This is a genomic window from Kribbella sandramycini (genome assembly GCF_013131805.1).
Taxonomy (GTDB): domain Bacteria; phylum Actinomycetota; class Actinomycetes; order Propionibacteriales; family Kribbellaceae; genus Kribbella; species Kribbella sandramycini.
In genome coordinates this window covers 75,851-102,729 of the sequence record NZ_JABJRC010000003.1, presented here as the reverse complement: position 1 = coordinate 102,729, position 26,879 = coordinate 75,851, and the positions used below count along the sequence as shown (strand labels likewise).

Annotated in this window: 28 protein-coding genes; 17 read left to right on the top strand and 11 right to left on the bottom strand. The window is 69.4% G+C overall.

Annotated features, from left to right (window positions below; genetic code table 11):
* Positions 1-40: 40 nt before the first annotated feature.
* Both HPO96_RS13920 and HPO96_RS13915 read right to left on the bottom strand, forming a co-directional pair.
* The gene (locus HPO96_RS13920; protein WP_337796632.1) at positions 41-1,822 is read right to left on the bottom strand and encodes a heparinase II/III domain-containing protein; all 1,782 of its coding nucleotides are present in this window, start codon (positions 1,820-1,822) and stop codon (positions 41-43) included.
* Positions 1,823-2,091: 269 nt separating this feature from the next.
* Positions 2,092-2,466 carry a VOC family protein gene (locus HPO96_RS13915; protein WP_171673863.1) on the bottom strand — a complete coding sequence of 125 codons (375 nt, stop codon included), beginning with the start codon at positions 2,464-2,466 and terminating at the stop codon, positions 2,092-2,094.
* A gap of 267 nt (positions 2,467-2,733) precedes the next feature.
* On the opposite strand from HPO96_RS13915, the gene HPO96_RS13910 reads away from it, so the two are divergent.
* Together HPO96_RS13910 and HPO96_RS13905 are read left to right on the top strand one after the other, a co-directional pair.
* Complete coding sequence (locus tag HPO96_RS13910; RefSeq protein WP_171673862.1) at positions 2,734-3,144, top strand: VOC family protein; 411 nt, start codon at positions 2,734-2,736, stop codon at positions 3,142-3,144.
* 51 nt (positions 3,145-3,195) lie between these two features.
* Positions 3,196-3,705, top strand: coding sequence for a DinB family protein (locus tag HPO96_RS13905; RefSeq protein WP_171673861.1), 510 nt, complete (start codon positions 3,196-3,198; stop codon positions 3,703-3,705).
* Positions 3,706-3,732: 27 nt separating this feature from the next.
* Here the strand turns inward: HPO96_RS13905 and HPO96_RS13900 are convergent, their stop codons facing one another.
* Entirely contained in the window at positions 3,733-5,289 is a 1,557-nt protein-coding gene (locus HPO96_RS13900) for an alpha/beta hydrolase (protein ID WP_171673860.1), read from the bottom strand.
* A 73-nt stretch (positions 5,290-5,362) separates the two neighbouring features.
* Positions 5,363-6,319: a 2-hydroxyacid dehydrogenase gene (locus tag HPO96_RS13895; protein ID WP_171673859.1), complete on the bottom strand. Its 957-nt coding sequence runs from the start codon at positions 6,317-6,319 to the stop codon at positions 5,363-5,365.
* A 127-nt stretch (positions 6,320-6,446) separates the two neighbouring features.
* On the opposite strand from HPO96_RS13895, the gene HPO96_RS13890 reads away from it, so the two are divergent.
* From HPO96_RS13890 to HPO96_RS39885, 3 genes are read left to right on the top strand one after another with little or no spacing between them, the layout of a single operon-like run.
* Positions 6,447-6,875: a VOC family protein gene (locus HPO96_RS13890; RefSeq protein ID WP_171673858.1), complete on the top strand. Its 429-nt coding sequence runs from the start codon at positions 6,447-6,449 to the stop codon at positions 6,873-6,875.
* Between the two features lie 14 nt (positions 6,876-6,889).
* Entirely contained in the window at positions 6,890-7,156 is a 267-nt protein-coding gene (locus tag HPO96_RS13885; protein WP_171673857.1) for a nuclear transport factor 2 family protein, read from the top strand.
* Positions 7,156-7,566, top strand: a complete 411-nt coding sequence (locus tag HPO96_RS39885) for a P-loop NTPase family protein (RefSeq protein WP_420371461.1) — start codon at positions 7,156-7,158, stop codon at positions 7,564-7,566. The genes HPO96_RS13885 and HPO96_RS39885 overlap by 1 nt, the downstream gene beginning before the upstream one ends.
* On the opposite strand, the gene HPO96_RS13880 is transcribed toward HPO96_RS39885, so the two are convergent.
* A complete protein-coding gene (locus HPO96_RS13880) occupies positions 7,481-8,785 on the bottom strand; it encodes a Gfo/Idh/MocA family protein (protein WP_171673856.1) in 1,305 nt (434 codons plus the stop codon). The genes HPO96_RS39885 and HPO96_RS13880 overlap by 86 nt on opposite strands.
* Positions 8,786-8,841: 56 nt before the next feature.
* Here HPO96_RS13880 and HPO96_RS13875 point away from each other — a divergent pair, with 56 nt between their 5' ends.
* Positions 8,842-9,783, top strand: coding sequence for a LacI family DNA-binding transcriptional regulator (locus HPO96_RS13875; protein WP_171673855.1), 942 nt, complete (start codon positions 8,842-8,844; stop codon positions 9,781-9,783).
* Here HPO96_RS13875 and HPO96_RS13870 read toward each other — a convergent pair.
* A complete protein-coding gene (locus HPO96_RS13870; RefSeq protein ID WP_171673854.1) occupies positions 9,780-10,268 on the bottom strand; it encodes an Lrp/AsnC family transcriptional regulator in 489 nt (162 codons plus the stop codon). The two genes, HPO96_RS13875 and HPO96_RS13870, sit on opposite strands and share 4 nt — an antisense overlap.
* Positions 10,269-10,386: 118 nt before the next feature.
* Between HPO96_RS13870 and HPO96_RS13865 the strand changes: the two genes are divergently transcribed.
* The 3 genes from HPO96_RS13865 to HPO96_RS13855 are packed head-to-tail and all read left to right on the top strand — an operon-like array spanning position 10,387 to position 13,710.
* Positions 10,387-11,475 carry a thiamine pyrophosphate-dependent dehydrogenase E1 component subunit alpha gene (locus tag HPO96_RS13865; RefSeq protein ID WP_171673853.1) on the top strand — a complete coding sequence of 363 codons (1,089 nt, stop codon included), beginning with the start codon at positions 10,387-10,389 and terminating at the stop codon, positions 11,473-11,475.
* Between the two features lie 4 nt (positions 11,476-11,479).
* Positions 11,480-12,466, top strand: coding sequence for an alpha-ketoacid dehydrogenase subunit beta (locus HPO96_RS13860; RefSeq protein WP_171673852.1), 987 nt, complete (start codon positions 11,480-11,482; stop codon positions 12,464-12,466).
* The gene (locus tag HPO96_RS13855) at positions 12,463-13,710 is read left to right on the top strand and encodes a 2-oxo acid dehydrogenase subunit E2 (RefSeq protein WP_171673851.1); all 1,248 of its coding nucleotides are present in this window, start codon (positions 12,463-12,465) and stop codon (positions 13,708-13,710) included. The genes HPO96_RS13860 and HPO96_RS13855 overlap by 4 nt, the downstream gene beginning before the upstream one ends.
* Before the next feature lie 51 nt (positions 13,711-13,761).
* Here HPO96_RS13855 and HPO96_RS13850 read toward each other — a convergent pair whose 3' ends face one another.
* Complete coding sequence (locus tag HPO96_RS13850; RefSeq protein WP_171673850.1) at positions 13,762-14,559, bottom strand: S1 family peptidase; 798 nt, start codon at positions 14,557-14,559, stop codon at positions 13,762-13,764.
* Positions 14,560-14,698: 139 nt separating this feature from the next.
* Positions 14,699-15,403 (bottom strand): TetR/AcrR family transcriptional regulator C-terminal domain-containing protein, encoded by a 705-nt coding sequence (locus HPO96_RS13845; protein ID WP_171673849.1) that lies wholly within the window; start codon positions 15,401-15,403, stop codon positions 14,699-14,701.
* Positions 15,404-15,509: 106 nt separating this feature from the next.
* On the opposite strand from HPO96_RS13845, the gene HPO96_RS13840 reads away from it, so the two are divergent.
* Positions 15,510-16,649: an abortive phage infection protein gene (locus tag HPO96_RS13840; protein ID WP_171673848.1), complete on the top strand. Its 1,140-nt coding sequence runs from the start codon at positions 15,510-15,512 to the stop codon at positions 16,647-16,649.
* Here the strand turns inward: HPO96_RS13840 and HPO96_RS13835 are convergent.
* Both HPO96_RS13835 and HPO96_RS13830 read right to left on the bottom strand, forming a co-directional pair.
* A complete protein-coding gene (locus HPO96_RS13835) occupies positions 16,636-17,463 on the bottom strand; it encodes an aldo/keto reductase (protein WP_171673847.1) in 828 nt (275 codons plus the stop codon). The genes HPO96_RS13840 and HPO96_RS13835 overlap by 14 nt on opposite strands.
* Before the next feature lie 24 nt (positions 17,464-17,487).
* Complete coding sequence (locus tag HPO96_RS13830) at positions 17,488-18,687, bottom strand: MFS transporter (RefSeq protein WP_171673846.1); 1,200 nt, start codon at positions 18,685-18,687, stop codon at positions 17,488-17,490.
* A 124-nt stretch (positions 18,688-18,811) separates the two neighbouring features.
* Here HPO96_RS13830 and HPO96_RS13825 point away from each other — a divergent pair, with 124 nt between their 5' ends.
* Positions 18,812-19,264, top strand: a complete 453-nt coding sequence (locus HPO96_RS13825) for a MarR family winged helix-turn-helix transcriptional regulator (protein WP_171673845.1) — start codon at positions 18,812-18,814, stop codon at positions 19,262-19,264.
* On the opposite strand, the gene HPO96_RS13820 is transcribed toward HPO96_RS13825, so the two are convergent.
* A complete protein-coding gene (locus HPO96_RS13820; protein ID WP_171673844.1) occupies positions 19,257-20,114 on the bottom strand; it encodes a LysR family transcriptional regulator in 858 nt (285 codons plus the stop codon). The genes HPO96_RS13825 and HPO96_RS13820 overlap by 8 nt on opposite strands.
* Positions 20,115-20,185: 71 nt before the next feature.
* Between HPO96_RS13820 and HPO96_RS13815 the strand changes: the two genes are divergently transcribed.
* From HPO96_RS13815 to HPO96_RS13785, 6 genes are read left to right on the top strand one after another with little or no spacing between them, the layout of a single operon-like run.
* Positions 20,186-21,238 carry an SDR family oxidoreductase gene (locus tag HPO96_RS13815; RefSeq protein WP_202885958.1) on the top strand — a complete coding sequence of 351 codons (1,053 nt, stop codon included), beginning with the start codon at positions 20,186-20,188 and terminating at the stop codon, positions 21,236-21,238.
* Between the two features lie 26 nt (positions 21,239-21,264).
* A complete protein-coding gene (locus tag HPO96_RS13810) occupies positions 21,265-21,846 on the top strand; it encodes a helix-turn-helix domain-containing protein (RefSeq protein WP_171673842.1) in 582 nt (193 codons plus the stop codon).
* Between the two features lie 59 nt (positions 21,847-21,905).
* Positions 21,906-23,054 (top strand): FAD-dependent oxidoreductase, encoded by a 1,149-nt coding sequence (locus tag HPO96_RS13805; RefSeq protein ID WP_171673841.1) that lies wholly within the window; start codon positions 21,906-21,908, stop codon positions 23,052-23,054.
* Positions 23,051-24,985, top strand: a complete 1,935-nt coding sequence (locus tag HPO96_RS38225; protein WP_238355125.1) for an FAD-dependent oxidoreductase — start codon at positions 23,051-23,053, stop codon at positions 24,983-24,985. The genes HPO96_RS13805 and HPO96_RS38225 overlap by 4 nt, the downstream gene beginning before the upstream one ends.
* Positions 24,978-25,880 (top strand): dihydrodipicolinate synthase family protein, encoded by a 903-nt coding sequence (locus HPO96_RS13790; protein ID WP_337796631.1) that lies wholly within the window; start codon positions 24,978-24,980, stop codon positions 25,878-25,880. The genes HPO96_RS38225 and HPO96_RS13790 overlap by 8 nt, the downstream gene beginning before the upstream one ends.
* Positions 25,877-26,878 (top strand): proline racemase family protein, encoded by a 1,002-nt coding sequence (locus HPO96_RS13785; RefSeq protein ID WP_171673839.1) that lies wholly within the window; start codon positions 25,877-25,879, stop codon positions 26,876-26,878. The genes HPO96_RS13790 and HPO96_RS13785 overlap by 4 nt, the downstream gene beginning before the upstream one ends.
* The last annotated feature ends 1 nt before the right edge of the window (position 26,879 follow it).

Sequence of the window (26,879 nt, the reverse complement as noted above, 5' to 3'; positions counted from 1 at the left end):
TCATTTACCGGTCACCGCTCGTGGACTGGTGGAGGTGGCGTCAGCGGCGGACCAGGGTGCCGCCGCCGGTGATGCCGAAGGAGGCTTTCGTGCCGTCGATGGTGAGGTCTACGACGTAGGTGGTGCCTACGGAGCGGACTTTGTAGGTGACGGCGCCGTTGGCGCGGGTGGGGATGACGAGGGAGAGGATGGAGACGGACTTGCCGGCGCGGCTGAAGACTACGGTCGAGGCGGCTTTGCGGGTGGTGATGTGGGGGAGGTGCCAGCCTTGGATGGGGTTGCTCTGGCCGGTCTTGACCTGGGTGGCCCCGGCGGGGAGGGCGCCCTTGTAGGGGAGCTGGATGAGGACGGTGCGGTTGTTGTCGCCGGACTTCTTGGCGACGGCGGTACCGCGGCCTGAGGCGGTGGCGCGCTGGTCGGCGGGCAGGTGCCAGAGGGTCTGGAACTGCTGGGAGGTCTTGGCGGTGGCGCGGTCGAGGGTGACGAGGACGTCGGGCTTGCGCAGGACCAGGACCGAGCGGACCCGGGTCACGCCGGCGGCGGGGGCGTCGCTCAGCTCGTAGAAGTCGTTGGTGGGCTTCACGGCGGAGCGGGTGAGCTTGGTGACCGGGTTGGTGTCGGCCAGCTTCGGCGTCGTCATCACGTTGTGCGCGGCGGGACCGGTGAGCCAGGCGCGCCAGGTCTTGTTGGCGTAACCGGCGTAGCCGGGGTCGATGAGGATGTCGCGGCCGCGGGCCTGGTAGGTCAGCGAGGTGTGGTCGCTGTGACCGTGCAGTGCCCGCTTCGGGCCGAACCGCAGGCTGTACGCCGACTCGCTCGCGAACGGCGTCTGAGGCGAGCCCCAGCCGGAGCGGCCGAAGACGTATCCGGCCGAGTAGATCTTGACGCGGTCGGCGGGCGCCTTGCCGGCCTTGCCCTGGGTGGCGGCGTACTCGAACGGCGAGCCGGCGGCGTTGTTGGTCTTCACGTACTCGGTGTCGCCGATCTGGTGCAGCATGCCCAGCGGGGTGGTGGCGTGGGCGATGAAAGTGCCGAGCAGCGCGCGGCGGGCCTTGATGGTCGTGCCCGGGTTGACGCCGCAGTTCTGCAGCGCGGCCTCGGCGCGGCCCCAGAGCGTGTAGTTGAACTGCGCGTAGCCCGTCGCCTGCTCGTTGGTCGCGCCCTGGGCGTCGATCGCGGTGGTGATGCCCTTCGCGAGCCGGTCCTGGGCGGTCTTCTTGTAGTCGCTGCGGTTCAGCGTGCACCCGACGCCGAACAGAGCGATGCTCTCGTCGGTGCCGTGGTTCCCCGGGCCGCCCCAGTTGGCGACCATGAACTTGGCGTGGTTGATCAGCGCGGCGTCCAGCCAGGCGTAGCTACTCGGCAGCGTGGTGACCTTGAGGTTCTTCAGGACGGCCTGGCGCAGGCAGAGCAGGACGTTGGTGCGGTGCATGGTGGCCTCGTGCGCGCCGGCGTTCGCCTTCCACGAGTAGGGGTTGTCCTTGACCCAGTCCCGGGTGATGGCGGTGACGTGCGCGAGCGCGGCCTTGTCGCCGTTGCTGCCGGCGGTGATGCCCTGGCCGATCCAGCGCAGCGAGTGCAGCCACATGTACCAGCTCGGGTTCTTGTACGGGTTGGCCTTCCAGTTGATGTTGCCCTTCCCGTCGCCGACCTTCGTCGCCTTGAACTTGCTCCAGATGAAGGTGTCGTTCATGACCGCGCTCAGCGGCACCGCGTCGTCGATCGTGCTGTAGCCGGGGCACGGGTAGGTGCCTGCGGCAACGGCCGACTGCCCGATGGCGGCGGCGTTCGCGGCCGGGGCCAGGACGGCCGTTCCGCTCACGCTCGCCGTGATCAGCGCAAGCGAAAGTACCCCTTTGAACACCAGAATCCCCCAGCTCCTGCTGCCGGTGGCAGCGCCGTTAGCTCATGACACTTCAGACGATGCGGAGGGCATCGGAGAAGTTGTGCGCCGCGGCGAAAATCTCGGAGAGTGTGGCCTCGATCACGGCTGGTGCGCGTGTTCGGGGCCGTCTTCTCCTGCCGCTGCGGCAGTTAACGGCGAGCCGGGGTCAAAAGGTTGCCTGCTCCAACGAAGCGGAGTGCGGACTATCAGGCGGAGCGCTCGGCCTCGCTGCGCTCGACGCAGAACTCGTTGCCCTCGGGGTCGAGCATCGTGACCCAGCCAGGGCCGTCGGGTTTGCGGTGGTCGTCGTGAATGGTGGCGCCGAGGGTCAGCAGCCGCTCGACCTCCTCGTCCCGGGTGCGCTCGGTGGGCACCCAGTCGGCGTGCACGCGGTTCTTCACCGACTTCGTCTCGGGCACCCGGATGAACAGCAGGCCCGGCACCGGCGCGGGCGCCTCGACCAGTACCTCGTCGTCGCCGGGCTCGTCGCCGTCGCCGAGCGGCCAGCCGGTGACCGAGCTCCAGAACTGCCCGAGCTCGTACGGATTTTCGGCGTCGATCGTGATGTGTCGCAGGATCATGTCCAGACCTTAACCAGGGCCCGGATCATCGCCCCGCCCGGTGGGCGGGGTGTGTCCGGGCGAGCGAACGGATGAGCGTTGCGGGCGGACGAACGGGTGAGTGCTGAGGGGAACGGACGGGTGAGTGGTGGGGAAACGGACGGGCGAACGGTCGGCGTCCGGGCGGTGACCATGCGGGATCGGCGGGGCCGGGGTATCGCCAGGCGTCCGGGACCGGGTCTATGGTGCGGCCACAGGGTGGTTCTCGCAGGGGGAAGGAAAGATCTGATGGCATCTCGGCTGAATCCGTACATTCAGTTCGACGGGAGCGCGCGGGCGGCGCTGGAGTTCTACCGCGAGGTCTTCGGCGGGGAGCTGACGGTGAGCACGTTCGGGGAGTTCGGGTCGGGGCACGGCCCGGGCGACGACAACCTGCTCATGCACGGCCAGCTCGAGACGCCGAGCGGGTTCACGCTGATGGCGGCGGACACCCCCGAGGGCATGCCGTACAACCCGGGCGACAACGTCGCCGTCAGCCTCAGCGGTGACGACGCCGAGGATCTGCGCGGGTGGTTCGCGAAGCTGTCCGACGGCGGGACGGTGACCGTCCCGCTGGAGAAGCAGATGTGGGGTGACGAGTTCGGCATGGTGACGGACAAGTTCGGCATCGGGTGGATGGCGAATATCGCCGGCTCCTGACCGCGGGAAATCCCGTGTCGCGGGCGCGGCGCGCGGGCTAGCTTGAGGTGTATGGGCGCAAACGACGTACTGCGTGACCCGATCCGGCACAACAACTGGGCGACCGGGCGGCTGATCCGGTTCTGCCGGGAGCAGGCGCTGACGGCCGATCAGCTCGAGGTGACCGGAGTCGGCACGTACGGCGGGATTCTCGCCACGCTCGACCACATCATCCGGTGTGACGGCAGCTACCTGCGCCGGATCGCGGACCAGCCGCTCGGCTTCGTGGACAGCGGTGAGAGCGCCGGCCTTGAGCTGCTCGGGCGCTGGAACGACGAGGCCGGCGCGCTCTGGGAGACCTTCCTCGACGGTCCGATCGACGTCGAGCGGGTGATCATCGTCGACGACAACACCCGCGGCACCCGGGTCGGTATCTTCATCGCGCAGGCGATCAACCACGCCAACCATCACCGGGAGCAGGTCTGCGCGATCCTGACCGGTTTCGGGATCGAGCCGCCGGATATCCAGGCGTGGGAGTACGCCTGGGAGACCGAGCGGATCTGGGATCTCCCGACGGCTTGAGTCGCTTGGCATGGCTGTCGCCTCCGATCAGCGAGCTGGGCAGGTCTGGGCTGCCGGGGGTTCGTCGGTGAGCAAGTACTTGTTGACGGCCTTGTCGACGCAGGTGTCGATCTGCCCGTAGGCGCCGTGACCCGTGCCCTGCCAGGTGAGGAGCTTGGCCGAGCGGAGCATGGTCGCGAGCTCCTGCGCCCACTCGTAACGGCCCAGCGGATCGCCGGTGTTGCCGACGACAACGATCGGCGCTGCGCCCTCGCCGTCGATCGGCCGCTCCCGGCCGACACCGGCCTCCGGCCAGCCGACGCACTCGAGCAGGCGGAGCGCGCTGACCGGGCCGAACAGCGGAGAGACCTGGGCGAACTTGGGGACCGCTGCCCGGACCTTCTCGACGGTGATCGCGCCGGGGTGGTCGAGACAGTTCACCGCGGAGTTGATGGTCGGCAGGTTCGAGCGGGAGCCGTCCGGCCGGCGGCCGATCGCGGTCGCGAACAGGAGCAGCCCGTCACCCGAGCCCTGGTACGCCGCCGCCAGCGACTGCGCGAGCTGCGGCCAGAGCGGCGGGTCGGTGATCCCGGTGCTGATCGCGGAGACGACGCCGACGCGGGTCAGCGGCTGCTGAGCCTGCCGGGTCGGTAGCGGTTTCGCGTCGAGCTTGGTCAGGAAGGCGCCGAGCTTCGCCTTGGCGTCGGAGAGACTCCGGCCGAGCGCGCACGGCGGCTTCGCCAGGCAGCTCGCCACCAGCTGCTGGAAGCCGAGCTCGGCGCCGGCGGCCTGATCGAGCAAGGTCTGCTCGTACGTCCGGGCCGGCGTCCCCGGACCGTCCAGCACCATCCGCCCGACCCGATCCGGGAAGAGCTCGGCGTACGCCGCTCCGAGCTGACCGCCGTACGAGACGCCGACGTAGTGGAGTTTGTCGTCGCCGACCGCGGCGCGGACTCGATCGAGGTCACGCGCCGAGTCGAACAGGCCGAGGTGTTTCAGCAGCTCCCCGCCGGACTTGGCGCATTGCCGGCCGAACTGCTGCGCTGCGGCCCCGAGCGCCGCCCACTGCGCATCTGTTGTCGGCACGCCTGGCGGCAGCGCGTCGGCGCCGTCGCCGGAGCTCCCGCAGGTCAGCGGGGCCGATGCCGCGGCGCCGCGCGGATCCCAGCTGACGAGGTCGTAGCGCTCGAGTACGTCGCGATACCGAGTGGCCATCCCAGCGACGGTGTCGAGGCCGGAGGCGCCCGGCCCGCCGGGGTTGTAGACGACAGAGCCGAGCCGCCGGCCCGCGTCTGCCGAGCGGATCCGGGTGATCGCGAGCTGAATCGTCGGGCCGTCCGCCCGGCCGTAGTCGACCGGGACTGCGATGGTCGCGCACTCGCGCGCCCGGACCGCGGCGGCCCGCCGTTCATCGAGCCCGGCGACGACCTCCTTCGGAACCTTGACCCCACAGGGCTTCCAGGCCGGTGCAACGCTCGCGCCGGCTGTGGGGCTCGTCGTCGGGGCCGGCGACGACTCGGGCGCCGACTGGTCGGAGCTCCCACAGCTGACCAACAGGCCAACCGTCAGAAGAGTGGTCACCGCAATCGCTACTGGTTTGCTCATCAATCCCCGGTTTTCATACGATCGTGTTTTTATAATCTCAATGTACATCACCTCCGCGACTCGCGCACGGAGGCTAGCGGCCCTCGGACTCCGGCACCGGAGTCAGCGGCGCTCCGTAGGTCAGCCAGTTGACGACGTTCTCCACGACGAGATTCCCCATCGCTGCGCGGGTCGCGACGGTGGCGGAACCGACATGCGGGAGGAGGACGGCGTTCGGCAGGGTGAGGAGATCGGGGTGCACCTTGGGCTCGTGCTCGAAGACGTCGAGTCCTGCGGCCTGGATGGCGCCCGAGCGCAGCGCGTCGACCAGGGCCTGCTCGTCGACCACCGAACCGCGGGCCACGTTGATCAGGATCCCCTCCGGCCCGAGGGCTTCGAGGACCTCGGCGTTCACCAGGTGGCGGGTGGACTCGCCGCCGGGGATCACGATCATCAGCGTGTCGACGGCGCGGGCCAGCTCGACCAGGGATTCGTAGTACGGGAACTCGACGTCCTTCGGGTGTCGGTTGTGGTAGGCAACGGAGATGCCGAACGGCTGCACCCGGTCGGCGATCGCCTGACCGATCCGGCCCAGACCGAGGATGCCGAGCCGGCGGCCGTTCATCGTTGCCTTCGTCAACGGATAGGCGCCGGCTTGTTGCCATTTGCCGGCCCGGAGGTAGCGCTCGGCCTGGGACAGCTCGCGGACGGTCATCAACAGCAGACCGAGGGCCGTGTCGGCGACTTCGTCGTCCAGGACGCCGGGGGTGTTGGTCACCACGACGCCGCGCTCGGCCGCGGCGGCCGCGTCGATGTGGTCGTACCCGACGCCGAAACTCGCCACGAGTTTCACCGCGGGCAGCTGATCCAGGTATGGGCCGTCGATCGGGGTGCCGCCGGTGGCGACGGCGACGATCTCGTCGCGCCGGGCGGCGAGCACGGCGTCGGGATCGCTCGCCTCCCAGAGTTTGATCAGCTCACAGTGACCGCTCAGCCCCGCGGCGACGGCGGCGTGCATCGGTTTCGGCATCAGCACCACTGGTTGTCCCATGCCTCATATCCTTGTCGACGCCTCCGGCCCGGACCAGGAACTTGTCCGGCCTTTTTCCGGAACTCGATCGGCAAACTGCGCTGGGTAGCGGACGGGGGGTGTCCGCTACCAGGGCGATGCTGGGGGTATGAGTCAGAGCAGCGGTGCGACCGCGACGTTTCATGCCTACTTCGGATACCGCGACGCGGTCGGTGCGCTGCGGTGGCTGGAGAAGGCCTTCGGGTTCGAGACCACGATGGAGGTGCCGGACGGCAACGGCGGGATCGCCCACGCCGAGGTGCGGTACGGCGGGGTTGCGTTCACGCTCTTCACCGATGAGGTGGGCTACGAGCGGCCGGCGCGGAAGGGTGACACGGTTGGGCACGGTGTTTACGTCGCAGTGGACGAACGGGGCGAAGTAGAAGCGATCTACCGTTCCGCGGTCGCTGCGGGCGCGGAGTCGGTGTGGGAGCCCGAAGAGAGTGAGTGGGGCAACTACCGGTGCCGGGTCGCCGACGTCGAGGGGTACGAGTGGACCTTCGGCACGCACCGCCCCGGCGCGCCGGCCGACTGGTAGTACAGTCCGAAACCGTGGATGAGCAGGCGTACCAAGAGATTCACAACCTGATCGCTCGGTACGCCGAGCTCGTGGACGACGGTGATTTCGACGGCGACGCCGCAACAGCCCGCTCCTGCGTAACCGTCGTCCAGGCTCTCCCCAACGCGTCGCCCCAACTGATCGCCACCGGCCGCTACCAGGACACCTTCGAACGCCACAACCAAACCTGGCGCTTCACCGAACGCATCGTCAGCATCCGCCTCAGCGGCAACCTCACCAACCACCTCCGCAGGCTGTGATGCAGCCGCGTCTCATCGTCGTGCGCGGCAATTCCGGGGCGGGGAAGAGTTCGGTGGTCGAGGGGGTGCGAGCGGCGTACGGGCGTGGTGTGGCGGTGATTGAGCAGGACTACGTGCGTCGCAGCGTCTTTCTACTACCTGGATGTGCCGTTCGAAGAGACTGTGCGGCGGCACGCGACGCGGGCGAAGGCTGCGGCCTTCGGTGCCGCGGAGATGGCGGAGTGGTACTTGGAACGGGATCTGCTGGAGCGGCCGCGGGAGCGGGTTGTCGGGGCGGACAGCTCACTGCAGGCGACCGTCCAGCGGATTGTCGGCGAGACGGGGCTAGGCGAGGTTCAGGTCGGGGATGTTGGTGGGGTGGCCGGTGGTTAGGGAGTGGTTGGCGGCTATGCCTACGGCTATGGCGTTGATGCCGTCGCGGAGGGTGGCGGCTCGGGAGAGAGGGTCGTTGGTGGGGGCTTGGAAGAGGTCGGCGTAGAGGAGGGTGTCGCCGCCGCCGTGGCCGCCGGGGGCTTGGGGGATTTGAATCTCGGCTGCGGGGGACCAGTGGGTTTGGAGGGTGAGGCGTTCGCCGTTGGAGCGGACTGTGCCGGGGATGGTGGTGGCGGAGGGGTAGCTGGGGTCGATGTGGGTGTCGAGGACGGCGGCGCGTTCTACGACGTCCAGTTCGGCGCGGCCTTCGGTGCCGTTGACGGCTACGCGGTAGCCCTCCCAGGGGGAGTGGGCGTTGAGGGAGTAGGTGAGGCGGGCGCCGCTGGCGTACTCGGCGACGACGGCGAGGTTGTCCTCGATGGTGATGCCGGGGCCGAAGACGTCCTGGTCGCGGCGGTAGCCGTCGTACTGCTCGCTGTCGAGGTAGAGGCGGCGGTTGGCGTCGTCGTCGCGGAGGTCGAGGAGCCAGGGGTCGGCGGCGGAGTTGTCGACGGTGCCGCGTTCGGGGCGGGGGCCGAGGCCGCGGGCGGCGGCGTTGTCGGCGCCGTAGAAGAAGAGGCCGCCGGAGGCGAAGACGCGGGTCGGCTCGGAGGCGATCCACCAGTTGACCAGGTCGAAGTGGTGGGAGGCCTTGTGGACGAGGAGGCCGCCGGAGTTCCGCTTCTCGCGGTGCCAGCGGCGGAAGTAGTCGGCGCCGTGGCGGGTGTCGAGCACCCACTGGAACTCGACGCTGGTGACGGTGCCGATGGCGCCGTCCGCGATGAGTTGACGCAACGCGCTGTTGCGGGGTGAGTAGCGGTAGTTGAAGGTGACGACGACCGACTTGCCGGACTCCGCCATCGCGGCGGCGATCGTGCGGGTGCCCTCGGCGTCGATGGTCAGTGGCTTCTCGACGATGACGTCGGCGCCGGCGCGGAGCAGACGGGACACGACGGCGGCGTGCGTGTAGTCGGGGCTGGTGACGATGACGCGGTCGACGGACTGCTCTTTCACCATCAGTTCGAGGTCGTCGGCGCCGTACTGCGGGAGCGGGCCGCCGCCGAGCTCGGCGACGTACTGCTGGTGGAAGGCGAGGCGGCCGGGGTTCGGGTCGAGGAGCGCGACCAGCTCGGCGTCGGCCGGGTGCTCCTGGAAGATCGCGCGGACGTAGTCGCGGGCGCGGGAGCCGGTACCGGCGACGGCATACCTTCGGGCCATGGCGGAGCCTTTCTACTCGTGTAGATCTACTCGTGTAGAACGGTATCATCAGGGCTATGTCGCCGGTCACTCGTAATCAGGTCGCGGAGTACGCCGGGGTGAGTACGGCGGTGGTCAGCTATGTGGTGAACGGCGGGCCGCGGGCGGTGTCGCCGGCGGCGCGGGAGCGGGTTCTCGAAGCGATCCGCGTGCTCGGGTACCGGCCGAACGCGACGGCGCGGGCGCTGAAGGTCGGGTCGACGCGGACGTTCGGGCTGATCACGCCGGACGGCGGGAACCCGTTGTTCGCGGAGCTGGCGAAGGCGATCGACCGGGCGGCCGCCGAGCGGGGGTACGTCGTACTGCAGACGAGCACCGACGGGGATCCGGCGACCGAGCGCGCGAAGGTCGCCGAGTTGCTGGCGCGGCAGGTGAGCGGGCTCGTGCTGGTCACGCCGAGCGAGGCGCCGGATCTCGCTGGGGCCGAACTGCCGGTCGTCGCGGTCAATCGCATGCTGCCGGGCGTGAGCTCCGTCGGCCCGCGCTACCGCGAGGGCGCGCGCACCGCCGTCGAACACCTCATCTGGCACGGTCACAAACGCATCGCGCTGGTAGTAGGTGCCGGTGGTGCTGAGCGGGAGCAGGGTTGGCGGGATGCGCTCGGGGAGGCGGGGCTGAGCGCGGACGTGGTTGAGCGGGTGGGGTTTGGGCGGGAGGGGGGTTATGAGGCGGGGTTGCGGTTGGTGGGGCGGCGTACCGGGGTGACTGCGGTGTTTGCTTCCTCGGATTTGCAGGGGGTGGGGTTGCTCAGGGCGTTTCATGAGGCTGGGGTGGAGATGGCGGTGGTGGTGTTCGATGGGACGCCGGAGGCGGAGTACTGCTGGCCGCCGTTGACTGTGGTGCGGCAGCCGGTGGAGGTGATGGCTGCGGAGGTGGTGCGGCAGTTGGTGGAGGGGGTTGTGCCGGAGGCGGTGGCGTTTCCGGCGGAGCTGGTGGTGCGGCGGTCCTGTGGGTGTTAGAGGGTGCCCAGGTCCTCGAAGATGAGGGCGGTGCGGGTGGCGAGGACTTCGGGGATGGCTTGGAGTTTCTCGAGGACGACGCGGCGGAGGCCCTCGTTGTCGGCGGCGCGGACGAGCAGGATGGCGTCGAAGTCGCCGCCGACCAGAGCGATGTGTTTGACCTCGGGGATGGCCTGGAGCTGTTCGCGCAGCGTCCGCCAGGAGCTCTGGCGGAGACTCAGCGTGACGTACGCCGAGGTCGCGAGGCCGAGTTTGAGCGGGTCGACCGTGACGGTGAACCCGGTGATGACGCCGGTCGTCGTGAGGCGCTCGACGCGGGCGTAGGCGTTCGCGCGGGAGATGTGCACGAGGTCGGCGAGGGCCCGGATCGAGAGCCGGCCGTCGCGGCCGAGCGCCTCGACGATCTGCCGGTCGGTCTCGTCCAGCGCCGGGGCGATGACCATCCGTCCAGGACCGGCCTGGTGCGGGATCTCATCGTCGGACATATGAACCTCGAATCACCGTCAAGAGCGCCAAAGGTCCAGCAATTCTCCCAGCTATAGATCCGAATGGCCAGAACGACGACGATATGGGCACCGTCCGTCTCCCTGCGCTGGAGGGTTTATGACCACCGTCGAGGAGCGTTTGCTCCCCTCCGCCGAACCTGTCCGGTTGATCGACCAGGACGGCGTTCCGCATGAACACCCGTCGTACCAGCTGCCCTCCGAGCAGGCGCTGGCCGACGGTTACGTCGAGTTGATCAAGGGTCGCCGGATCAACGATCAGGCCAGTGCGCTGGTCCGGCAGGGCCGGCTGGCCGTGTACCCGTCGTCGCACGGGCAGGAGGCCTGTCAGGTCGCCGCCACGATGGTGCTTCGCGATGGGGACTGGCTGTTCCCGACGTACCGCGACACGGTGTCGATCGTGAGCCGCGGCGTCGACCCGATCGAGACGCTGACGCTGCTGCGCGGCGACTGGCACTCCGGCTACGACCCGTACGCGCGTAACGTCGCACCGCAGGCCACGCCGCTCGCAACCCAGCTGACGCACGCCGTCGGGGTTGCGCACGCCGCGCGGCTGAAGGGCGAGGACACCGTCGTGATGGCGCTCTGCGGTGACGGCGCCACCAGCGAGGGCGACTTCCACGAGGCGCTGAACTTCGCGGCCGTCTTCCACGCGCCGGTCGTGTTCTTCGTGCAGAACAACGAGTACGCGATCTCTGTCCCGCTGTCCAAGCAGACTGTCGCGCCGTCCCTTGCGCACAAGGGCATTGGGTACGGCGTCCCCGGCGAACGTGCCGACGGCAACGACCTGGCCGGGCTGCTCGCCATCCTCGGGCAGGCTGTCGGCAAGGCGCGCGCCGGCGAAGGGCCGCAGCTGGTCGAGGCGCACACCTACCGCGTCCAGGCGCACACGAACGCGGACGACGCGACGCGCTACCGCGAGGACGACGAGGTCACCCCGTGGCTGCAGCGCGACCCGATCAAGCGCCTGGAGACCTATCTGACCCACAACGGCCTGCTGACCGATGAGCTCAAGCAGCGCGCCGAGCAGGTCTCCACGCAGGTCGCGCAGCAGTTGCGCGACGGCCTGATGCCCGAGCCGACCGTGAACCCCGAAGACCTGTTCGCCTACCTGTACGCCGAACAGACGCCGCAGCTGGCCGAGCAGGCGGCGTTCCTGCGCGACGAGCTGTCGCGAGAGGAGGCCTGAAGCCATGACGCACGTGAAGATCTCGATGGCACAGGCGCTCAACCAGGCGCTGCGCGACGCGATGCACGCCGACCCGACGGTGCTGATGTTCGGTGAGGACGTCGGTCCGCTCGGCGGCGTCTTCCGGATCACCGACGGGCTGACGGCGGAGTTCGGCGAGGAGCGGTGTTTCGACACCCCGCTGGCCGAGTCGGGCATCGTCGGGATGGCGGTCGGGCTCGCGATGAACGGGATGCGGCCGGTCGTCGAGATGCAGTTCGACGCGTTCGGCTACCCGGCGTTCGAGCAGATCGTGTCGCATGTCGCCAAGATGCGGAACCGCACCCGCGGCCGCGTCCAGCTGCCGATGGTGATCCGGATGCCGTACGCCGGCGGGATCGGCGGCGTCGAGCACCACTGCGACTCGTCGGAGAGCTACTACGCGCACACGCCGGGGTTGACGGTCGTTGCCCCGAGCACCGTTGCCGACGCGTACACATTGTTGCGAAGGGCAATCGAATTGCCGGATCCGGTCGTGTTCATGGAGCCGAAGAAGCTCTACTGGGCCAAGGACGAGGTCGACCTCACCGAAGCCGAGCCCGGGATCGGCAAGGCCGTCGTACGCCGAGACGGCGCGGACGCGACCCTGATCGCGTACGGGCCGTCGGTGCCGGTCGCGCTGGAGGCGGCGGAGGTCGCGGCGACCGAAGGTCGGCAGCTGACGGTCGTCGATCTGCGGTCGATCGTGCCGTTCGACGACGAGACGGTCTGTGCGGCGGTACGGCGTACCGGGCGGGCGGTTGTGGTCGCCGAGGCGAGTGGGTTCGCCAGTGTGTCCTCGGAGATCGTTGCCCGGGTCACCGAACGGTGCTTCCACTCGCTGGCGGCTCCGATCCGGCGAGTGACCGGGTTCGACATCCCGTACCCGCCGCCGAAGCTGGAGAAGCACCAGCTGCCGGGGGTGGACCGGATTCTCGATGCCGTCGACAACCTCCAGTGGGAGGACTCGTGAACACGTTCCTGCTGCCGGATCTCGGGGAAGGGCTGACCGAGGGCGAGATCGTGCGCTGGCTGGTCGCGGCGGGGGATGTCGTTGCCGTCGACACCCCGGTTGCCGAGGTCGAGACCGCGAAATCGGTGGTCGAGTTGCCGTCGCCGTACGCCGGGGTGGTCGCTGAGCTGCATGGTGAGGTCGGGACGGTTGTTCCGGTTGGCCAGCCGCTGATCACCATCGCGGGCGAGTCGGCCGGTGAGACGTACCGCGAGGAGGAGCGCGCGGGGTCCGGGAACGTGCTCGTCGGCTATGGGACGGCGGACGGCGGCGCAGGTCGCCGGCGGCGCCCGCAGGTGCGAGGCGGGGAAAGCGCACGCGAGCAGGTCGTGCGGAGTGCTGAGCCGGTGCAGAGTGCGCGGGTCGAAGGCGGGGTTGTGCGGGTGGTTTCGCCGTTGGTGCGGCGGATGGCCAAGGACGGCGGAGTCGATCTGCGACAGATCAACGGATCTGGGCCTGGCGGGCTGATTGTGCGGCGCGACGTCGAGGGGGTGCTGGCCGCTCCGAAGGTTGTCGAGCGGACGGGCCTCCCGGAGTTGCGGCGGGAGCGGATGAGCGGGTTCCGGAAGGTGGTTGCGGCCACGCTGAGCCGGAGCCGGAGCGAGATTCCGGAGGCCACCACCTGGGTGGACGTCGATGCGACCGCGCTCATCGAGTTGCGCAAGGCAACCAAGGACGGCCCGGGTCTGCTGGCCTACATGGCCCGGTTCGTGGTTGCCGGGCTGGCGAAGTACCCCGAGCTGAACGGGTTCGTCGACGGTGACGAGCTGGTTCAGTACGACGGGGTGAACCTGGGGCTGGCCGCGCAGACCGACCGTGGTCTCGTGGTGCCGGCGATTGCGAATGCGCATCGGCTGACGGCGCGCGAGCTGGACGGCGCGATTCGGACGCTGACCGAGTCGGCGCGACTCGGGAAGCTCACGCCCGAGGAGCTCAATCGGGGCACGTTCACGCTGAACAACTACGGCAGCTTCGGCGTCGACGGCAGCGCGGCGATCATCAACCATCCGCAGGTCGCGATCCTCGGCGTCGGCCGGATCATCGATCGCCCGTGGGTGGTGGACGGCGAGCTGGCGGTCCGCAAGCTGACCCAGCTGTCACTGGTCTTCGACCACCGGGTCTGCGACGGCGGTACCGCGGCGGGCTTCCTGCGTTTCGTCGCCGACGCCTTCGAGAACCCCGGCTCGGTGCTGGCCGACCTCTGAGACGAAGGAACGGGTGGCCGATCCCCGTGGACCGGCCACCCGCAGTCCGAGCTAGTTGTTGATCTGTTTGGTCAGCTCCGTGTGGTACGACGCGACCTCGGCGTACACGCCCGGGTTGCCGGCGAGCGCGCAGCCGATCCCCCAGGACACGACGCCGAACAGGCGGCCGTTCAGGACCAGCGGGCCACCGGAGTCGCCCTGGCAGGAGTCCTTGCCGCCGTTCTTGTACCCGGCGCAGATCTCGCCGTTGGCGACGTAGCCCTCGTCGGCGTAGGCCTGCTTGCAGTACGCGTCACCGAGCACCGGGACGACGACCTTGCGGAACTGGTCCACCTGGTCCTCGACCTGCGTGTTGCCCCAGCCGTAGACGGTCGGCTTCGAGCCGACGGCGTCCGCGGAGCGCTTGGTCTCCAGCGGCAGCGTCGGGACGCCGGTGAACGGCGTCTTGAGCGTGACGACCGCGACGTCGTGGCCGGCCTCCTTGCCGTACAGCGGGTCCTTCCAGATCTTCGCGATCTTCGAGGTCTTGCCGTTGGACTTCGTCAGGTCGTCGCGGCCCTGGATCGCGGTGTAGGTGGCGATCGGCTCCTCGACGCAGTGCGCGGCAGTGACGAGCTTGTTCGGCTTGACCAGCGTCGCTCCGCACCACTGCCCGCTCGCCGCCGGGGATCCGCTGTTGTTCAGCGCGACCGCCCACGGGGTCTGCGCGGTCTTGGCCAGCGTGCCGCCGACGATCCGTGGCGACGGCGTCGGCTGTGCGGCCTGCGCCTGGCCTACGGCCCCGATGGACGCGGTCAGCAGGATCACCGCGGCGAACGCGGCGCGAGTGAGCTTGAGCTTTGCTGTCATGCCTCACACTCCAGAGTGTCGTAGGCGCCGCCGGGCGGGTCGGAGCCTTCTAACCGTGAAGAGTTGTACGGCGACGCTCAGTGGTGCAAGCGATTGACCGGGGCACATCGGTGACGGGTCATCCCTGTGTCACGGCGGCTCAGGTCAGCTGGCGGGGCCGCAGGCCGACCAGAATCACCCGCAATCCCGAGGAAAATCGGGCCTCCGGACCGGCCCGGTTCGCCCGGTTCAGGTACGCGGCCAGGCTCTCCGCGCCGACGCCGAGCTGGTCGCCGGCCTGCCGCGCCCACTGCCGCTCGGTCAGCCCGCTGCGCCGGACCATCGCCGACCAGGCCGAATCGGTGACCGCCGATCCGACCAGGTAATGGAAGACCGCCGACACCGCCGCATCCAGGTGCACACCCTTGAAACCGGCGCTCGACAGCAAGGTAACCAACTGGTCGGTCAGCGCCTGATAGTTCGGCCCGAGCCCGGCGTGGGTCGCCAACAGCTGCGGCGCCCAGGGGTGTTCCCACAGCGCCCGGTACGCCGATGTCGCCACTTCCGTCAGCTTGTCGCGCCAGTCTCCGGTGGCCGGTTCGACGACCGCCGCACCGAGGACCTCGTCGACGGCCAGCTCGAGCAGGTCGTTCTTGTTCGCCACCCGCCAGTACAGCGCGGACGTCGCGGCCGTGCCGAGTGCGGCCGCCATCCGCCGCATCGAGAACGCATCCAGCCCGTCGGCATCCAGCAGGCTGATCGCGGTCGTCACGATCTGCTCCCGGGTCAACGGCGCCCGGGTCGCCTCCGCCTCGGCCCGGAGCCAGACCGAACCCAGCGCTGTCCGTTCATCTGCAGCTCGCACTGAAACAGTGTGTCAGATCGGAGCACAGTGTGTTAGCGACCAAAGTCGGAGCCGCAGGGACGGAGGTACGACGAAACCGCGATCGCCGTCGCGAAGACTCGGCACCATGAACGCTTCGGAGATCGACAGAGCCCAGTTCCTGCGGCGAACGGCCGGACTCGGGTTGCTGGCCGGCACTGCCGGACTGACCGCGTTCCCCGCTTCGGCGGCGGCAGCGCCACGACGGCCCCGGCTGTCGCTGAAAGGCGTCGCGTACGACGTCGGCACCGGTTTCCTCGGTGCGGACGGGCGGCCGTGGTGGCGGGACGACGTGATGCGCGGTGAGATCCGGGCGATCCGGCACCGGCTGCACGCCAACTGGGTGAGCATCTACGGCAGCGACGTCCGCCGTCTGACCGAGACTGCGACCGCGGCCCTGGACGAAGGTCTGACCGTCTCGATCCAGCCGCGCTCGTTCGACGAGCCACAGGAGGCGCAGCTGGCGAAGCTCCGGGCGGTCGCGATCGAGGCCGAGCGGCTCCGCCGGTGTCACGACCGCGAGGTGATCCTCGCGGTGGGTTGTGAGTTCATGCTGTTCACGCCGGACATCATCCCGGGCGCGAACTTCTTCGAGCGGATCGAGTACCTGCAGGCCGGCGAGTTCGACATGCCCGAGCTGCAGCGCAAGTTCCGCGTCTTCACCGCCCGGATGGTCAAGGTGGCCCGGACGCATTTCAACGGCCGGATCACCTACGGCGCCGCGCACGACCTGGAGAACGTCGACTGGTCGCTGTTCGACATCGTCGGGCTGGACTACTACGGCTATCACGAGGACCCGGCCGGCCACACCCAGGAGCTCGCGCGGTTCCGGCGCTGGGGCAAGCCGATCCTGATCCTAGAGTTCGGCTCCTGCACGTTCACCGGCGCGCCCGAGCTGGGCGGCATGGGCTGGGACATCGTCGACTTCAGCGGTGAGGTCCCAGTGATCCCGCCGCAGTACGTGCGGGACGAGCAGACCCAGGCCGATCACCTGGTGAACATGCTCCGCGTCTTCACCGCGGAGGGCTTCCTCGGTGCGTCGATGTACACCTTCATCGCACCCGATGCCCCGCATCGCCCGGACGACCGGCCGCACGACGAGGACATGGCGTCGTACAGCCTGGTCAAGGTGCTGCGGAAGGACTCCGCCGACCCCGCGTCACCGTACCGCTGGGAGCCGAAGAAGTCCTTCCACGCCGTCTCGGACTTCTATCTCACGCGGCGTTGAACGTGTCCGGGTCCGGCCCGGTGCGCTCACCACGGTCCAGAGGGGTGATCGTGGCGAGGTCGTCGGCCGACAGGGTGAAGTCGAAGACGTCCAAGTTCTCCTTGATTCGCGCCGGGGTGACCGACTTGGGGATGACGATGTTGCCGAGTTGCAGGTGCCAGCGCAGCACGACCTGGGCCGGCGTCCGGCCGTGCTTCTCGGCCAGCGCCTGGACGACGGGGTCGGTCAGCAGCGAGCCGCCCTTGGCCAGCGGGCTCCATGCCTCGGTCCGGATCCCGAAGTCCGCGCCGTACTTGCGGACGGCGTCCTGCTGCAGGAACGGGTGCAGCTCGACCTGGTTGACGGCCGGGGTGATGCCGGAGGTCTCGGCCAGCCGGTCGAGGTGCTCGGGCTGGAAGTTGGAGACGCCGATGGCGCGGACGCGGCCGTCGGCGGCCAGCTTCTCCAGGGCTCGCCAGGTGTCGACGTACAGATCGCGCTCGGGGGTGGGCCAGTGGATCAGGTAGAGGTCGAGGTAGTCCAGGCCGAGCAGTTCCAGGCTGGTGTCATAGGCCTTCAGGGTCGCGTCGTAGCCCTGGTCGGCGTTCCACAGCTTGGAGGTGATGAACAGCTCGGAGCGATCGATGCCGGCGGCGCCCAACGCCTTGCCGACGCCGGCTTCGTTGCCGTAGATGGACGCCGTGTCGATGCTGCGGTAACCGGCTTCGAGAGCGGCCGCGACGGCGGGCGTGGTCTCGGCGTCCGGGACCTGGAAGACGCCGTACCCGAGCTGGGGCATCTCGACGCCGTTGTTGAGTTTCACGGTGGGGATCATCAGAAAGCTCTTCCTTTACAGAGATCAGGCAGTGACGAGAACAGGAGTGCGCTTGCGGTCCAGCAGGCCGGACGCGAGCGCGACGATCAGGCCCGAGGCGGCCAGCGCGGCGCCGACCCAGTTCGGGGCGGTGTAGCCGAGGCCGTGCTCGATGGTCAGGCCGCCGAGGTAGGCGCCGACCGCGTTGCCGAGGTTGAAGGCGGCGATGTTGGCCGCGGAGGCCAGCGCCGGCGCCCCGGCCGCCTTGTCCATCACGCGTTTCTGCAGCGGCGCGACGGTCGCGAACCCCGCGGCGCCGAACAGCGCGATGGTGATTGCCGACGGCAACTTCGCGTGCGCGGTGAAGACGAACACGATCAGGACGGCGGCCAGCAGCGCGAGAATCAGGTACAGACTCGGCATCAGCGAGCGGTCGGCAGCCTTGCCGCCGAGCAGGTTGCCGATCACCAGCCCGCCGCCGAACAGCACGAGCAGCCAGGTGACCGCGCCGGCCGAGAAGCCCGCGACCTCGGTCATCATCGGCGCGATGTAGGTGAACGACGCGAACACCCCGGCGAAGCCGAGCGCGGTCATCGCCAGCGCCAGCCAGACCTGCACGTTCTTGAAGACGGCCAGCTCGCCACGCAGGCCCGGGCCCTCGGTGGTGTCCTGCCGCGGGACCAGGAAGACGATCCCGAGCAGGCCGATCACGCCGAGCGCGGTGACCGCCCAGAACGTCGACCGCCAGCCGAACTGCTGACCGAGCGCCGTCCCGCCAGGGACGCCGAACACGTTCGCGACCGTCAGGCCGGTGAACATCAAAGCGATCGCGCTGGCCTGTTTCGCCTTCGGGACCAGCGACGCCGCCACCACCGAGCCGACCCCGAAGAACGCGCCGTGGGCCAGCGCGGCGACGATCCGGCCGGTCATCAGGACGCCGTACGTCGGGGCCAGGGCCGACAGCAGATTGCCGGCGATGAACACGCCCATCAGCGCGACCAGCACGGTCTTGCGGGAGATCTTGGCCCCGATCGCGGTCAGCAGCGGGGCGCCGACGACGACGCCGAGCGCGTAACCGGAGATCAGCAGACCGGCGGCGGGGATGCTGACGCCGAAGTCGGTGGCGACCTCGGGCAACAGGCCCATGATGACGAACTCGGTGGTGCCGATACCGAACGCGCCGATCGCGAGTGCGAAAAGGGCAACCCTCCGCTGCGCTCCGGGTTCGGGTTCGATCGCGGGCATGGGTTCTGCGCTCCTTCGAATGTAGTCTTAAGACTGTTACCGGCGTCCGCGATAGTTGCAGACGCGGGCTATTGCACAAGCGCTATGATTGCGCATGCAATCGTAAAGTTCAAGTGGAGGAGCCATGGGCCTACCGGATGACGCCGCCGAGGCGCGGGCGCAGGGGTGGCGGACCCTGGCCGCTCTCCATGCCCGGATCGAGGACGAGCTGGAGCGCGCGCTGCAGAAGCGGCACGGGCTGTCCGTGAGCGAGTACGGCGTCCTGGATGTCCTCGCCCGGCAGGACGAGCACCACCTGCGGATGAACCAGCTGTCGAACGCCGTCGTCCTCAGTCAGTCGGCGACGACGCGCCTGGTGAACCGGCTGGAGGACCGCAAGCTGCTGGAGCGCTACCTCTGCCCGACCGATCGGCGCGGCATCTACACCGAGGTGACCAAGGCCGGTCGCGATTTGCTCGACAAGGCCCAGCCGACGCACGACGCCGTACTGACCGAGGCGCTGCGCAAGGCGACCGAGGTGCCCGAGCTGGCGCCGCTGGTCGACGCGCTGGACAAGCTGCCGATGCCGGTCAGCTGAGCGATGCGATGAACGCGGCGGCCAGCGGGTCGGGCTCGCCGCGGGTGTAGGCCGTCAGCTGACGGCGGACCGGCGGGTCGAGGCGGAGGATGCGGCCGTCGAAGCTCGCCGGGAGGATGTTGTCGGGGACGAGAGCCGGGCCGAGGCCTGCAGTCGCGAGCGCCGGCGCGGCGGCGGTCTGTTCGGTGCGCACGGCAACGAATGGTTCGAAACCGGCTTGTGCACAAGCCCGATCGAGGACGGCGGCCAGCCCATGCGTCGGCGCGTAGTGGACCCACGCGCGATCAGCGAGCGCCTGCAGACTGATGGTCTCGCCGGACGCCGCGGGGTCGTCGGCCGCGACTACGACGACGAACTCCTCGCTGCCCAGCGGGTGGACGACGCCGGTCCAGTCGGCCGGCTCCGGGCCGATCGCGAGGTCGGCCTCACCGGCGTTCATGGCCTCGACGAGCTCGTCGGTGTGCCGGTGCTCGTAGAGGCGGATGCCGACGTCCGGGTGGTGCCGGCGCCAGCGGCGTAGTGCCGCCGGGAGGATGCCCAGGGTGATCGAGTAGAGGGTGGCGATCTGGAGCTCGCCGACCTCGAGGCCGGCGGCCTGGCGGGCCGCGCAGGCTGCGCGCTGGGCGTCGGCGAGGGCGGCGCGGGCGTGCGGCAGCATCGCGCGGCCGGTCGAGGTCAGGCGGATGTTGCGGGGGAGCCGCTCCAGGAGCGGGCCGCCGGCTGAGCGTTCGAGCGCGCGGATCTGATGGGAGAGGGCGGGCTGGGTCACGTGGAGCAGCTCGGCCGCTTTGGTGAACGAGCCGGTATCGACGACCGTGACGAGGTACTCGAGCTGCCGCAACGTCGTCATGAGCTCAGTTTATGGCAGACGTGAGAAATATGCGTTGGAGTTATGTTCGCAGCTCAGCGAGGCTCTTCGGTATGCAGAAAGTGGCGTTGGTGGTGGGGGCGCGTGGGGTGATCGGCACGAAGCTGGTCGATCAGCTGGCGGCGTCGGGCGAGTGGCGCGTGATCGGTTTGTCCCGGCGAGGTGGCGTCGACGTACCGGGGCGGGTGCGGCAGGTCGCCGTCGATCTGCTCGATCCGGACGACGTGCGGGCGAAGCTGGCCGGGTTGAACGAGGTGACGCATCTGTTCTACGCGGCGTACCAGGATCGGCCGAGTTGGGCCGAGCTGGTCGCGCCGAATCTGGCGATGCTGGTGAACGTCGTGGACGCGATCGAGCCGGTCGCGAAGGGGTTGCGGCACATCAGCTTGATGCAGGGGTACAAGGTGTACGGCGCGCATCTCGGGCCGTTCAAGACGCCCGCGCGGGAGGACGATCCGCCGATCCTGCCGCCGGAGTTCAATCTCGATCAGCAGCGATTCCTGGCGGATCGGCAACTGGGTAAGGCGTGGGAGTGGTCCGCGTTGCGGCCGTCGGTGGTCGGCGGTGTTGCCCTCGGCAACCCGATGAACCTGGCGGTGGCGATCGCCGTCCAGGCTTCGCTGGCGAAGGAGTTCGGCGTACCGCTGCGGTTCCCCGGGAAGCCGGGGGCGTACGACGCGTTGCTGGAGGTGACCGATGCCGGGCTGCTCGCGAAGGCGACGGTCTGGGCCGCGACGACGCCGGCCGCGGCGAATCAGGTGTTCAACATCGCGAACGGTGATCTGTTCCGGTGGAACGAGCTGTGGCCGCGGATCGCGGACTGGTTCGGGATGGATGTCGCGCCGCCGTTGCGGATGACGCTGGCCGAGGTGATGGCCGACAAGGAGCCGGCCTGGAAGCAACTGCAGGCGACACATGGGCTGGCGGCGACGTCGTACGCCGAGGTTTCGTCGTGGCCGTTCGCCGATTTCGTGTTCGGGTGGGACTACGACTTCTTCGCGGACTCGTCGAAGATCCGGCGGGCCGGGTTCCACGATTACGTCGCGACCGACGAGATGTTCTTCCGGATCTTCGCCGAGCTGCGGCGGCAGCGGGTCATTCCCTGAGCTTCGATGTGGCATGCTCCGGGGCTATGAGTGCGGGGCGGGTGCTTGGGGCGAACTTGCGGGCTCGGCGGGACGAGCAGGGGATCTCGCTGTCCGAGCTGGCCCGGCGATCGGGGATCGCAAAGGGCACGCTGTCGCAGCTGGAGTCCGGGAGCGGGAACCCGACGATCGAGACGGTGTTCAGTCTGTCGAACGCTCTGGGGGTGCCGGTGTCCGCTCTGCTGAACGAGGCGCCGACGGCGGAGCTGGTCGTGGTCCGGGGTGCGGAGACCGGCGTCCTGTCCGGGGAGGCGATCGACCTGCGGATGCTGCGGCGGGTCGAGCCGGCCGGCGGGCTGTTCGAGATCTACACGCAGGACGTGCGGCCGGACGCCGTCCAGCACTCCGATGGGCATCCTGGAATCGAGCATCACGTTGTTTTGAGCGGTCGGCTGCGGGTGACCTCGCAGGGGCGGAGTGAGGAGCTCGGCCCGGGGGACTACCTCGCCTTCCGGGCGGCCGGGCCGCACGAGTACGCGGCGGTGGGCGGGCCGGTGCGGTCGGTGCTGCTGCTGGAATACCCGCCGGACGCCGCTCCGGGCGGGCCCGGTCCGCACCCGTTGACCTGAGGCCGCGGGGCGACGTACGCTCGGATCGTTCAGTTTAATGAACGATCTGTGGAGGGCTCGTGGCCGGTGCCGAGGTGGTCGTGGTCGGTGCGGGCATTGTCGGCGCGGCCTGCGCGGAGGCGCTGACGCTGGCCGGGGTGCGGGTCACGGTCATCGATCGGGGTGGGCCGGCCGGTGGGACGACGGCGTCCGGTGAAGGCAACGTGCTGGTCTCGGACAAGGGGCCGGGGGCGGAGCTGGAGCTGGCGATCGCGTCGCGGGCCGAGTGGGAGACGGTGCTCGGGCGGTTGGCGGGCGCCGACGTCGAGTGGGAGGCCAAGGGTGGCGTCGTCGTGGGGACGGGCGATCCGGCCGCGCTGACGGCGTTCGCGGCTGGGCAGGTCGCGGCGGGGGTTGATGCTCGGGTACTTACGCCTGCGGAGGTCTTCGAGTTGGAGCCGCTGGTGACGCGGCGGGTGACTGTGGGCGTGCACTACCCGGACGACGCGCAGGTGCAACCGGTGCTGGCGGCAACGGCTTTGCTGAAGGCGGTTCGGGCGCGGGGTGGGACGGTGGTGCCGGGTGTCGAGGCGGTTGGCGTGCGGCGGTCGGCGTCCGGGCGGGTCGTTGGGGTGGAGACCGGCGGTGAGGTGATCGGGTGCGACGCCGTACTGAATGCTTGTGGGCCTTGGGCCGGTGGGTTCGCGGAGGCGGCGGGCGCGCCGATCCGGATCTTGCCGCGGCGGGGGATGATTCTGGTGACGTCGTCGTTGCCGGCTTGTGTTCGGCATAAGGTGTACGACGCTGACTACGTGGGCGCGGTCGGGAGTGCGGACGCCGACCTGCAGACGTCGACCGTGGTGGAGTCGACGCGGGCCGGGACGGTGCTGATCGGGTCGAGCCGGGAGCGGATCGGGTTCGACGAGAGCCTGCGGGTGCGCGTGTTGCGGGAGCTGGCCGCGAAGGCGGTCGGGTTGTTCCCGTTCCTGCGGGCGGTGCCGGTCATGCGCGCGTACGGCGGGTTTCGTCCGTACGCTCCGGATCACCTGCCGGTGATCGGGCCGGATCCCCGGGTGCCGGGCCTGTGGCACGCGACCGGCCACGAAGGCGCCGGCATCGGACTCGCCCCCGCCACCGGCCGGCTGATCACCGAGCTCATGCTCCGGCAACCCCCGCACATCGACCCACACCCCTTCCGCGTCGACCGCCCTGCGGTGATCGGCGCATGACCTCCTACCTGGCCGACCCCACCCCCGGCACCCCCATCCCAGTCACCGTCGACGGCCACCCGGTCCCAGCCCTGGCCGGCCAAACCGTAGCCGCCGTCCTCCTCGCCGCCGGCCGCGACACCTGGCGAACCACCCGCATCCACAACCGCCCCCGAGGCGTCTTCTGCGGCATCGGCGCCTGCTTCGACTGCCTCGTCGTCGTCAACGGCACCCCCGACATCCGAGCCTGCCAACGCGCCATAACCCCCGGCGACACCATCACCACCCAACCCGGCGCCGTCCTCCCCGAGCCCCCCGGCGACGCTCCTGCGTCCGCATCCGCCGAGACGACGGGCGGTTGCCCGGGCCAGCCCGGCGGTGTGGTCACCGGCCAGCATGGGGTTGTTCTGCCGGAGGGTTGCGGGTCGCCTGGCGGCGTTCGTCCGTCTGCATCGGCCGGGACGACTGGCGGCTGTGCGTGTCAGCCCGGTGTCGCCACCCAAGACGGAGCTGTTCTGCCCGCGGTCGGGGGCGGTGAGGCGCTCGTTGGTACTTCCTCGGAGGCAGTCGGCGCGACGGCCGGCGGCCGCGTGGAGGCGCTCGCTTCGGGCGGGGTGGCTGCCGGGGGTGTGGCGCCGGCTCGGGGTGGGCGGGGCGCGGTGGTTGCGGATGTGGTTGTGGTGGGGGGTGGGCCGGGTGGGATGGCGGCGGTTTTGGGGGCGGCGGAGGTGGGGGCCTCGGTGGTTTTGGTTGATGCGGGGCGGGGGGTGGGTGGGCAGTTTCATCGGCAGGCTGAGGTGGGGGTGGAGCGGCCGGGGAAGGGGTTTGCGGGGGTGCGGGAGCGGTTGTTGGGGCATGAGCGGGTGGAGTGGTTGGGGGAGAGTTCGGTGTGGGCGGTGGAGGGGAAGCGGGTGTGGGTGCAGCGGGGGGCTGCGGATGCGGTGGGGCGGGCGGTCTTTGCGGTTGATGCGCGGGCGGTGGTGTTGGCTACTGGGGCCTACGATCGGGTGTTGCCGTTTCCGGGGTGGGATCTGCCGGGGGTTTACACCGCGGGGGCTGCGCAGGCGCTGGCGAAGGGGCAGCGGATCGGGGTCGGTCGCCGGGTGGTCGTCGCGGGGACGGGGCCGTTCCTGTTGCCGGTGGCCGAGTCGTTGCTGGAGGTCGGCGCGCGGATCGCTGGGCTGTTCGAGGCCAACACCTTGCGAACGATCGGCCGGGGCTGGGCGTCGGCGCCATTAGTTGCTGCTAGCAAGCTTCCTGAGTTTCTGAAGTACGCCGGTGCGCTGGCTCGGCATCGCGTTCCGGTTCGGCATGGCTGGGCTGTGGTCGAGGCGCACGGCGATGATCACGTCGAGTCCGTCACGGTTGCTCGGATCGACTCCAGTTGGACGCCGATCCCGGGCACCCGGCGCCGGATCTCCTGTGACGCGCTCTGCGTGAGCCATGGGTTCATCCCGAACCTGGAGCTGGCCACCGCCGCCGGGTGCGAGCTGTCGGACGGCGTCGTCCGCGTCGACTCCAACCAGCAAACCACCACCCCCGGAGTCTTCGCTGCCGGTGAGTTGACCGGGATCGGCGGTGCCGCACTCGCCGCCGCCGAAGGGCGAGTCGCCGGAGTTGCAGCCGCCCGTCACGCGGGATTCGAGTCCACTGCACAAGAAGACCTCAAGAAAACCAGGAGTGTGGTGGGGGTTCTGAGTCGCGCCTATCCGGTGGGCGATGGGGCTGCGGGGTGGGTGCGTGGGGAGACGGTGGTTTGCCGGTGTGAGGAGGTTCGGGCCATAGACCTGGTGGGGGTTGAAGGGGAGGGGCGGGTCTTTCGGTTGGGGAGCCGGATGGGGTTGGGGATGTGCCAGGGGCGGGTCTGTTCGGGGGGTGCGGTGAAGCGGGTGGTCGCGGTGCCGGTTCGGTTGGGGGATTTGGCAGATGACGGAGGAGAGAGCTGTGAGTGAGACGTTGGATGGCGTGATCGTGGCGACGGCGTTGCCGTACGCCGAGGACGGGTCGGCGCCCGCGGGGTTGCGGGTGGATCTGGACCGGTACGCCGAGCATTGCCGCTGGCTGGTGGACAACGGATGCCGGGGCGTCGGGCCGAACGGGTCGCTGGGCGAGTACTCGTCGTTGAGTGACGACGAACGGCGAGCCGTGGCCCGGACGGCGATCGATGCGGTGGGCAACGACGGGGTCGTGGTGGTCGGCGTCCACGGGGTGGGGGCGCACCAGGCGCGAGCTTGGGCGGAGCGGGCGGCCGAGGACGGGGCGGACGGCGTACTGTGCCTGCCGCCGACGATGTATCGGGCCAACCCGGGCGAGGTGCTGCACCACTTCGGCGAGGTGGCGAAGGCCGGGTTGCCGGTGATGGTCTACAACAACCCGATCGACACGAAGGTGGATCTGACGCCCGGCCTGCTGGCCGAGATCGCGCAGATCGAGAACGTCGTCGCGGTGAAGGAGTTCTCCGGAGACGTCCGGCGGATCCTGGAGATCCGTGAGGCGGCGCCCGGGCTGACCGTCGTCGCCGGGGCCGACGATCTCACCCTGGAAGCGCTGCTGATGGGCGCGACCGGCTGGTTCGCGGGTTTCCCGAACGTGTTTCCGGCCGAGTCGGTGCGCTTGTTCGACCTCGCCGTCCAGGGCAAGCTGGAGGAGGCGCGCGCGTTGTACGAGCCGCTGGTCGCGGCGTTCCGATGGGATTCGCGGACGGAGTTCGTGCAGGCGATCAAGTACGGGATGGACTACGTCGGCCGGTACGGCGGCCCGTGCCGCCCGCCGCGCGGCCCGCTCGTTCCGGAGAACCTGGCCCAACTGGAGCAGGACATGCAGAAGGCTGTGGAGTCGTTGCGATGAGATCGGTCCGCACGATCACGGCGATCGACTCGCACACCGAGGGGATGCCGACCCGCGTCGTCACCGGCGGCGTGGGCGTCATCCCCGGTGCGACGATGGCCGAACGCCGCGAGTACTTCGAGAAGCACCTCGACGGCCTCCGGCAGTTCCTGATGAACGAGCCGCGCGGGCACGCGGCGATGAGCGGCGCGATCCTGCAGCCGCCGACCCGCCCGGACGCCGATTGGGGCGTGCTCTACATCGAGGTGTCCGGCTGCCTGCCGATGTGTGGGCACGGGACGATCGGCGTCGCGACCGTGCTCGTCGAGTCCGGCATGGTCGAGGTCCAGGAGCCGGTCACGGTGGTGCGGCTCGACACTCCGGCCGGCCTCGTCGTCGTCGAAGTTGCCGTGAGCAACGGTCGTGCGGAACATGTGACGCTACGGAACGTCCCGTCGTACAGTCACACGCTGGACGCCGTGGTCGACGTCCCGGGCTACGGGTCGATCACCTACGACCTGGCCTACGGCGGCAACTTCTACGCGATCCTGCCGATCACGCGGATCGCCTGGGGTTTCGACCGGAAGTACAAAGACGAGATCCTGCGGACGGGGCTCGACATCATGGCCGCGATCAACGCGACCGACCGCCCGGTGCACCCGCTCGACCCGAGTATCCACAGCTGCAAACACGTCCAATTCACCGCACCCGGGCTGGACGGCGCCGACTCGCGGAACGCGATGGCCATCCACCCCGGCTGGTTCGACCGCTCGCCCTGCGGCACCGGGACATCGGCCCGGATGGCCCAGCTGTACGCCCGCGGCGAGCTCGCCCTCGACACCGACTTCGTCAACGAGTCCTTCATCGGCACCCGCTTCACCGGCCGCCTGATCGAGCGGACGACGGTCGGCCCGTACGACGCCGTCGTACCGACCATCACCGGCCGGGCCTGGATCACCGGGACCGCGAACTACCTGTTGGACCCCGACGACCCGTTCCCGACCGGTTTCGTGCTCTGAA

Bases quoted from the DNA above. Each gene is read 5' to 3' on its own strand.
- HPO96_RS13915 (WP_171673863.1), bottom strand. From the start codon at position 2,466: ATGATCCTGCGACACATCACGATCGACGCCGAAAATCCGTACGAGCTC.
- HPO96_RS13910 (WP_171673862.1), top strand. From the start codon at position 2,734: ATGGCATCTCGGCTGAATCCGTACATTCAGTTCGACGGGAGCGCGCGG.
- HPO96_RS13905 (WP_171673861.1), top strand. From the start codon at position 3,196: ATGGGCGCAAACGACGTACTGCGTGACCCGATCCGGCACAACAACTGG.
- HPO96_RS13900 (WP_171673860.1), bottom strand. From the start codon at position 5,289: ATGAGCAAACCAGTAGCGATTGCGGTGACCACTCTTCTGACGGTTGGC.
- HPO96_RS13895 (WP_171673859.1), bottom strand. From the start codon at position 6,319: ATGGGACAACCAGTGGTGCTGATGCCGAAACCGATGCACGCCGCCGTC.
- HPO96_RS13890 (WP_171673858.1), top strand. From the start codon at position 6,447: ATGAGTCAGAGCAGCGGTGCGACCGCGACGTTTCATGCCTACTTCGGA.
- HPO96_RS39885 (WP_420371461.1), top strand. From the start codon at position 7,156: ATGCAGCCGCGTCTCATCGTCGTGCGCGGCAATTCCGGGGCGGGGAAG.
- HPO96_RS13880 (WP_171673856.1), bottom strand. From the start codon at position 8,785: ATGGCCCGAAGGTATGCCGTCGCCGGTACCGGCTCCCGCGCCCGCGAC.
- HPO96_RS13875 (WP_171673855.1), top strand. From the start codon at position 8,842: ATGTCGCCGGTCACTCGTAATCAGGTCGCGGAGTACGCCGGGGTGAGT.
- HPO96_RS13870 (WP_171673854.1), bottom strand. From the start codon at position 10,268: ATGTCCGACGATGAGATCCCGCACCAGGCCGGTCCTGGACGGATGGTC.
- HPO96_RS13865 (WP_171673853.1), top strand. From the start codon at position 10,387: ATGACCACCGTCGAGGAGCGTTTGCTCCCCTCCGCCGAACCTGTCCGG.
- HPO96_RS13860 (WP_171673852.1), top strand. From the start codon at position 11,480: ATGACGCACGTGAAGATCTCGATGGCACAGGCGCTCAACCAGGCGCTG.
- HPO96_RS13850 (WP_171673850.1), bottom strand. From the start codon at position 14,559: ATGACAGCAAAGCTCAAGCTCACTCGCGCCGCGTTCGCCGCGGTGATC.
- HPO96_RS13840 (WP_171673848.1), top strand. From the start codon at position 15,510: ATGAACGCTTCGGAGATCGACAGAGCCCAGTTCCTGCGGCGAACGGCC.
- HPO96_RS13835 (WP_171673847.1), bottom strand. From the start codon at position 17,463: ATGATCCCCACCGTGAAACTCAACAACGGCGTCGAGATGCCCCAGCTC.
- HPO96_RS13830 (WP_171673846.1), bottom strand. From the start codon at position 18,687: ATGCCCGCGATCGAACCCGAACCCGGAGCGCAGCGGAGGGTTGCCCTT.
- HPO96_RS13825 (WP_171673845.1), top strand. From the start codon at position 18,812: ATGGGCCTACCGGATGACGCCGCCGAGGCGCGGGCGCAGGGGTGGCGG.
- HPO96_RS13820 (WP_171673844.1), bottom strand. From the start codon at position 20,114: ATGACGACGTTGCGGCAGCTCGAGTACCTCGTCACGGTCGTCGATACC.
- HPO96_RS13815 (WP_202885958.1), top strand. From the start codon at position 20,186: ATGCAGAAAGTGGCGTTGGTGGTGGGGGCGCGTGGGGTGATCGGCACG.
- HPO96_RS13810 (WP_171673842.1), top strand. From the start codon at position 21,265: ATGAGTGCGGGGCGGGTGCTTGGGGCGAACTTGCGGGCTCGGCGGGAC.
- HPO96_RS38225 (WP_238355125.1), top strand. From the start codon at position 23,051: ATGACCTCCTACCTGGCCGACCCCACCCCCGGCACCCCCATCCCAGTC.
- HPO96_RS13785 (WP_171673839.1), top strand. From the start codon at position 25,877: ATGAGATCGGTCCGCACGATCACGGCGATCGACTCGCACACCGAGGGG.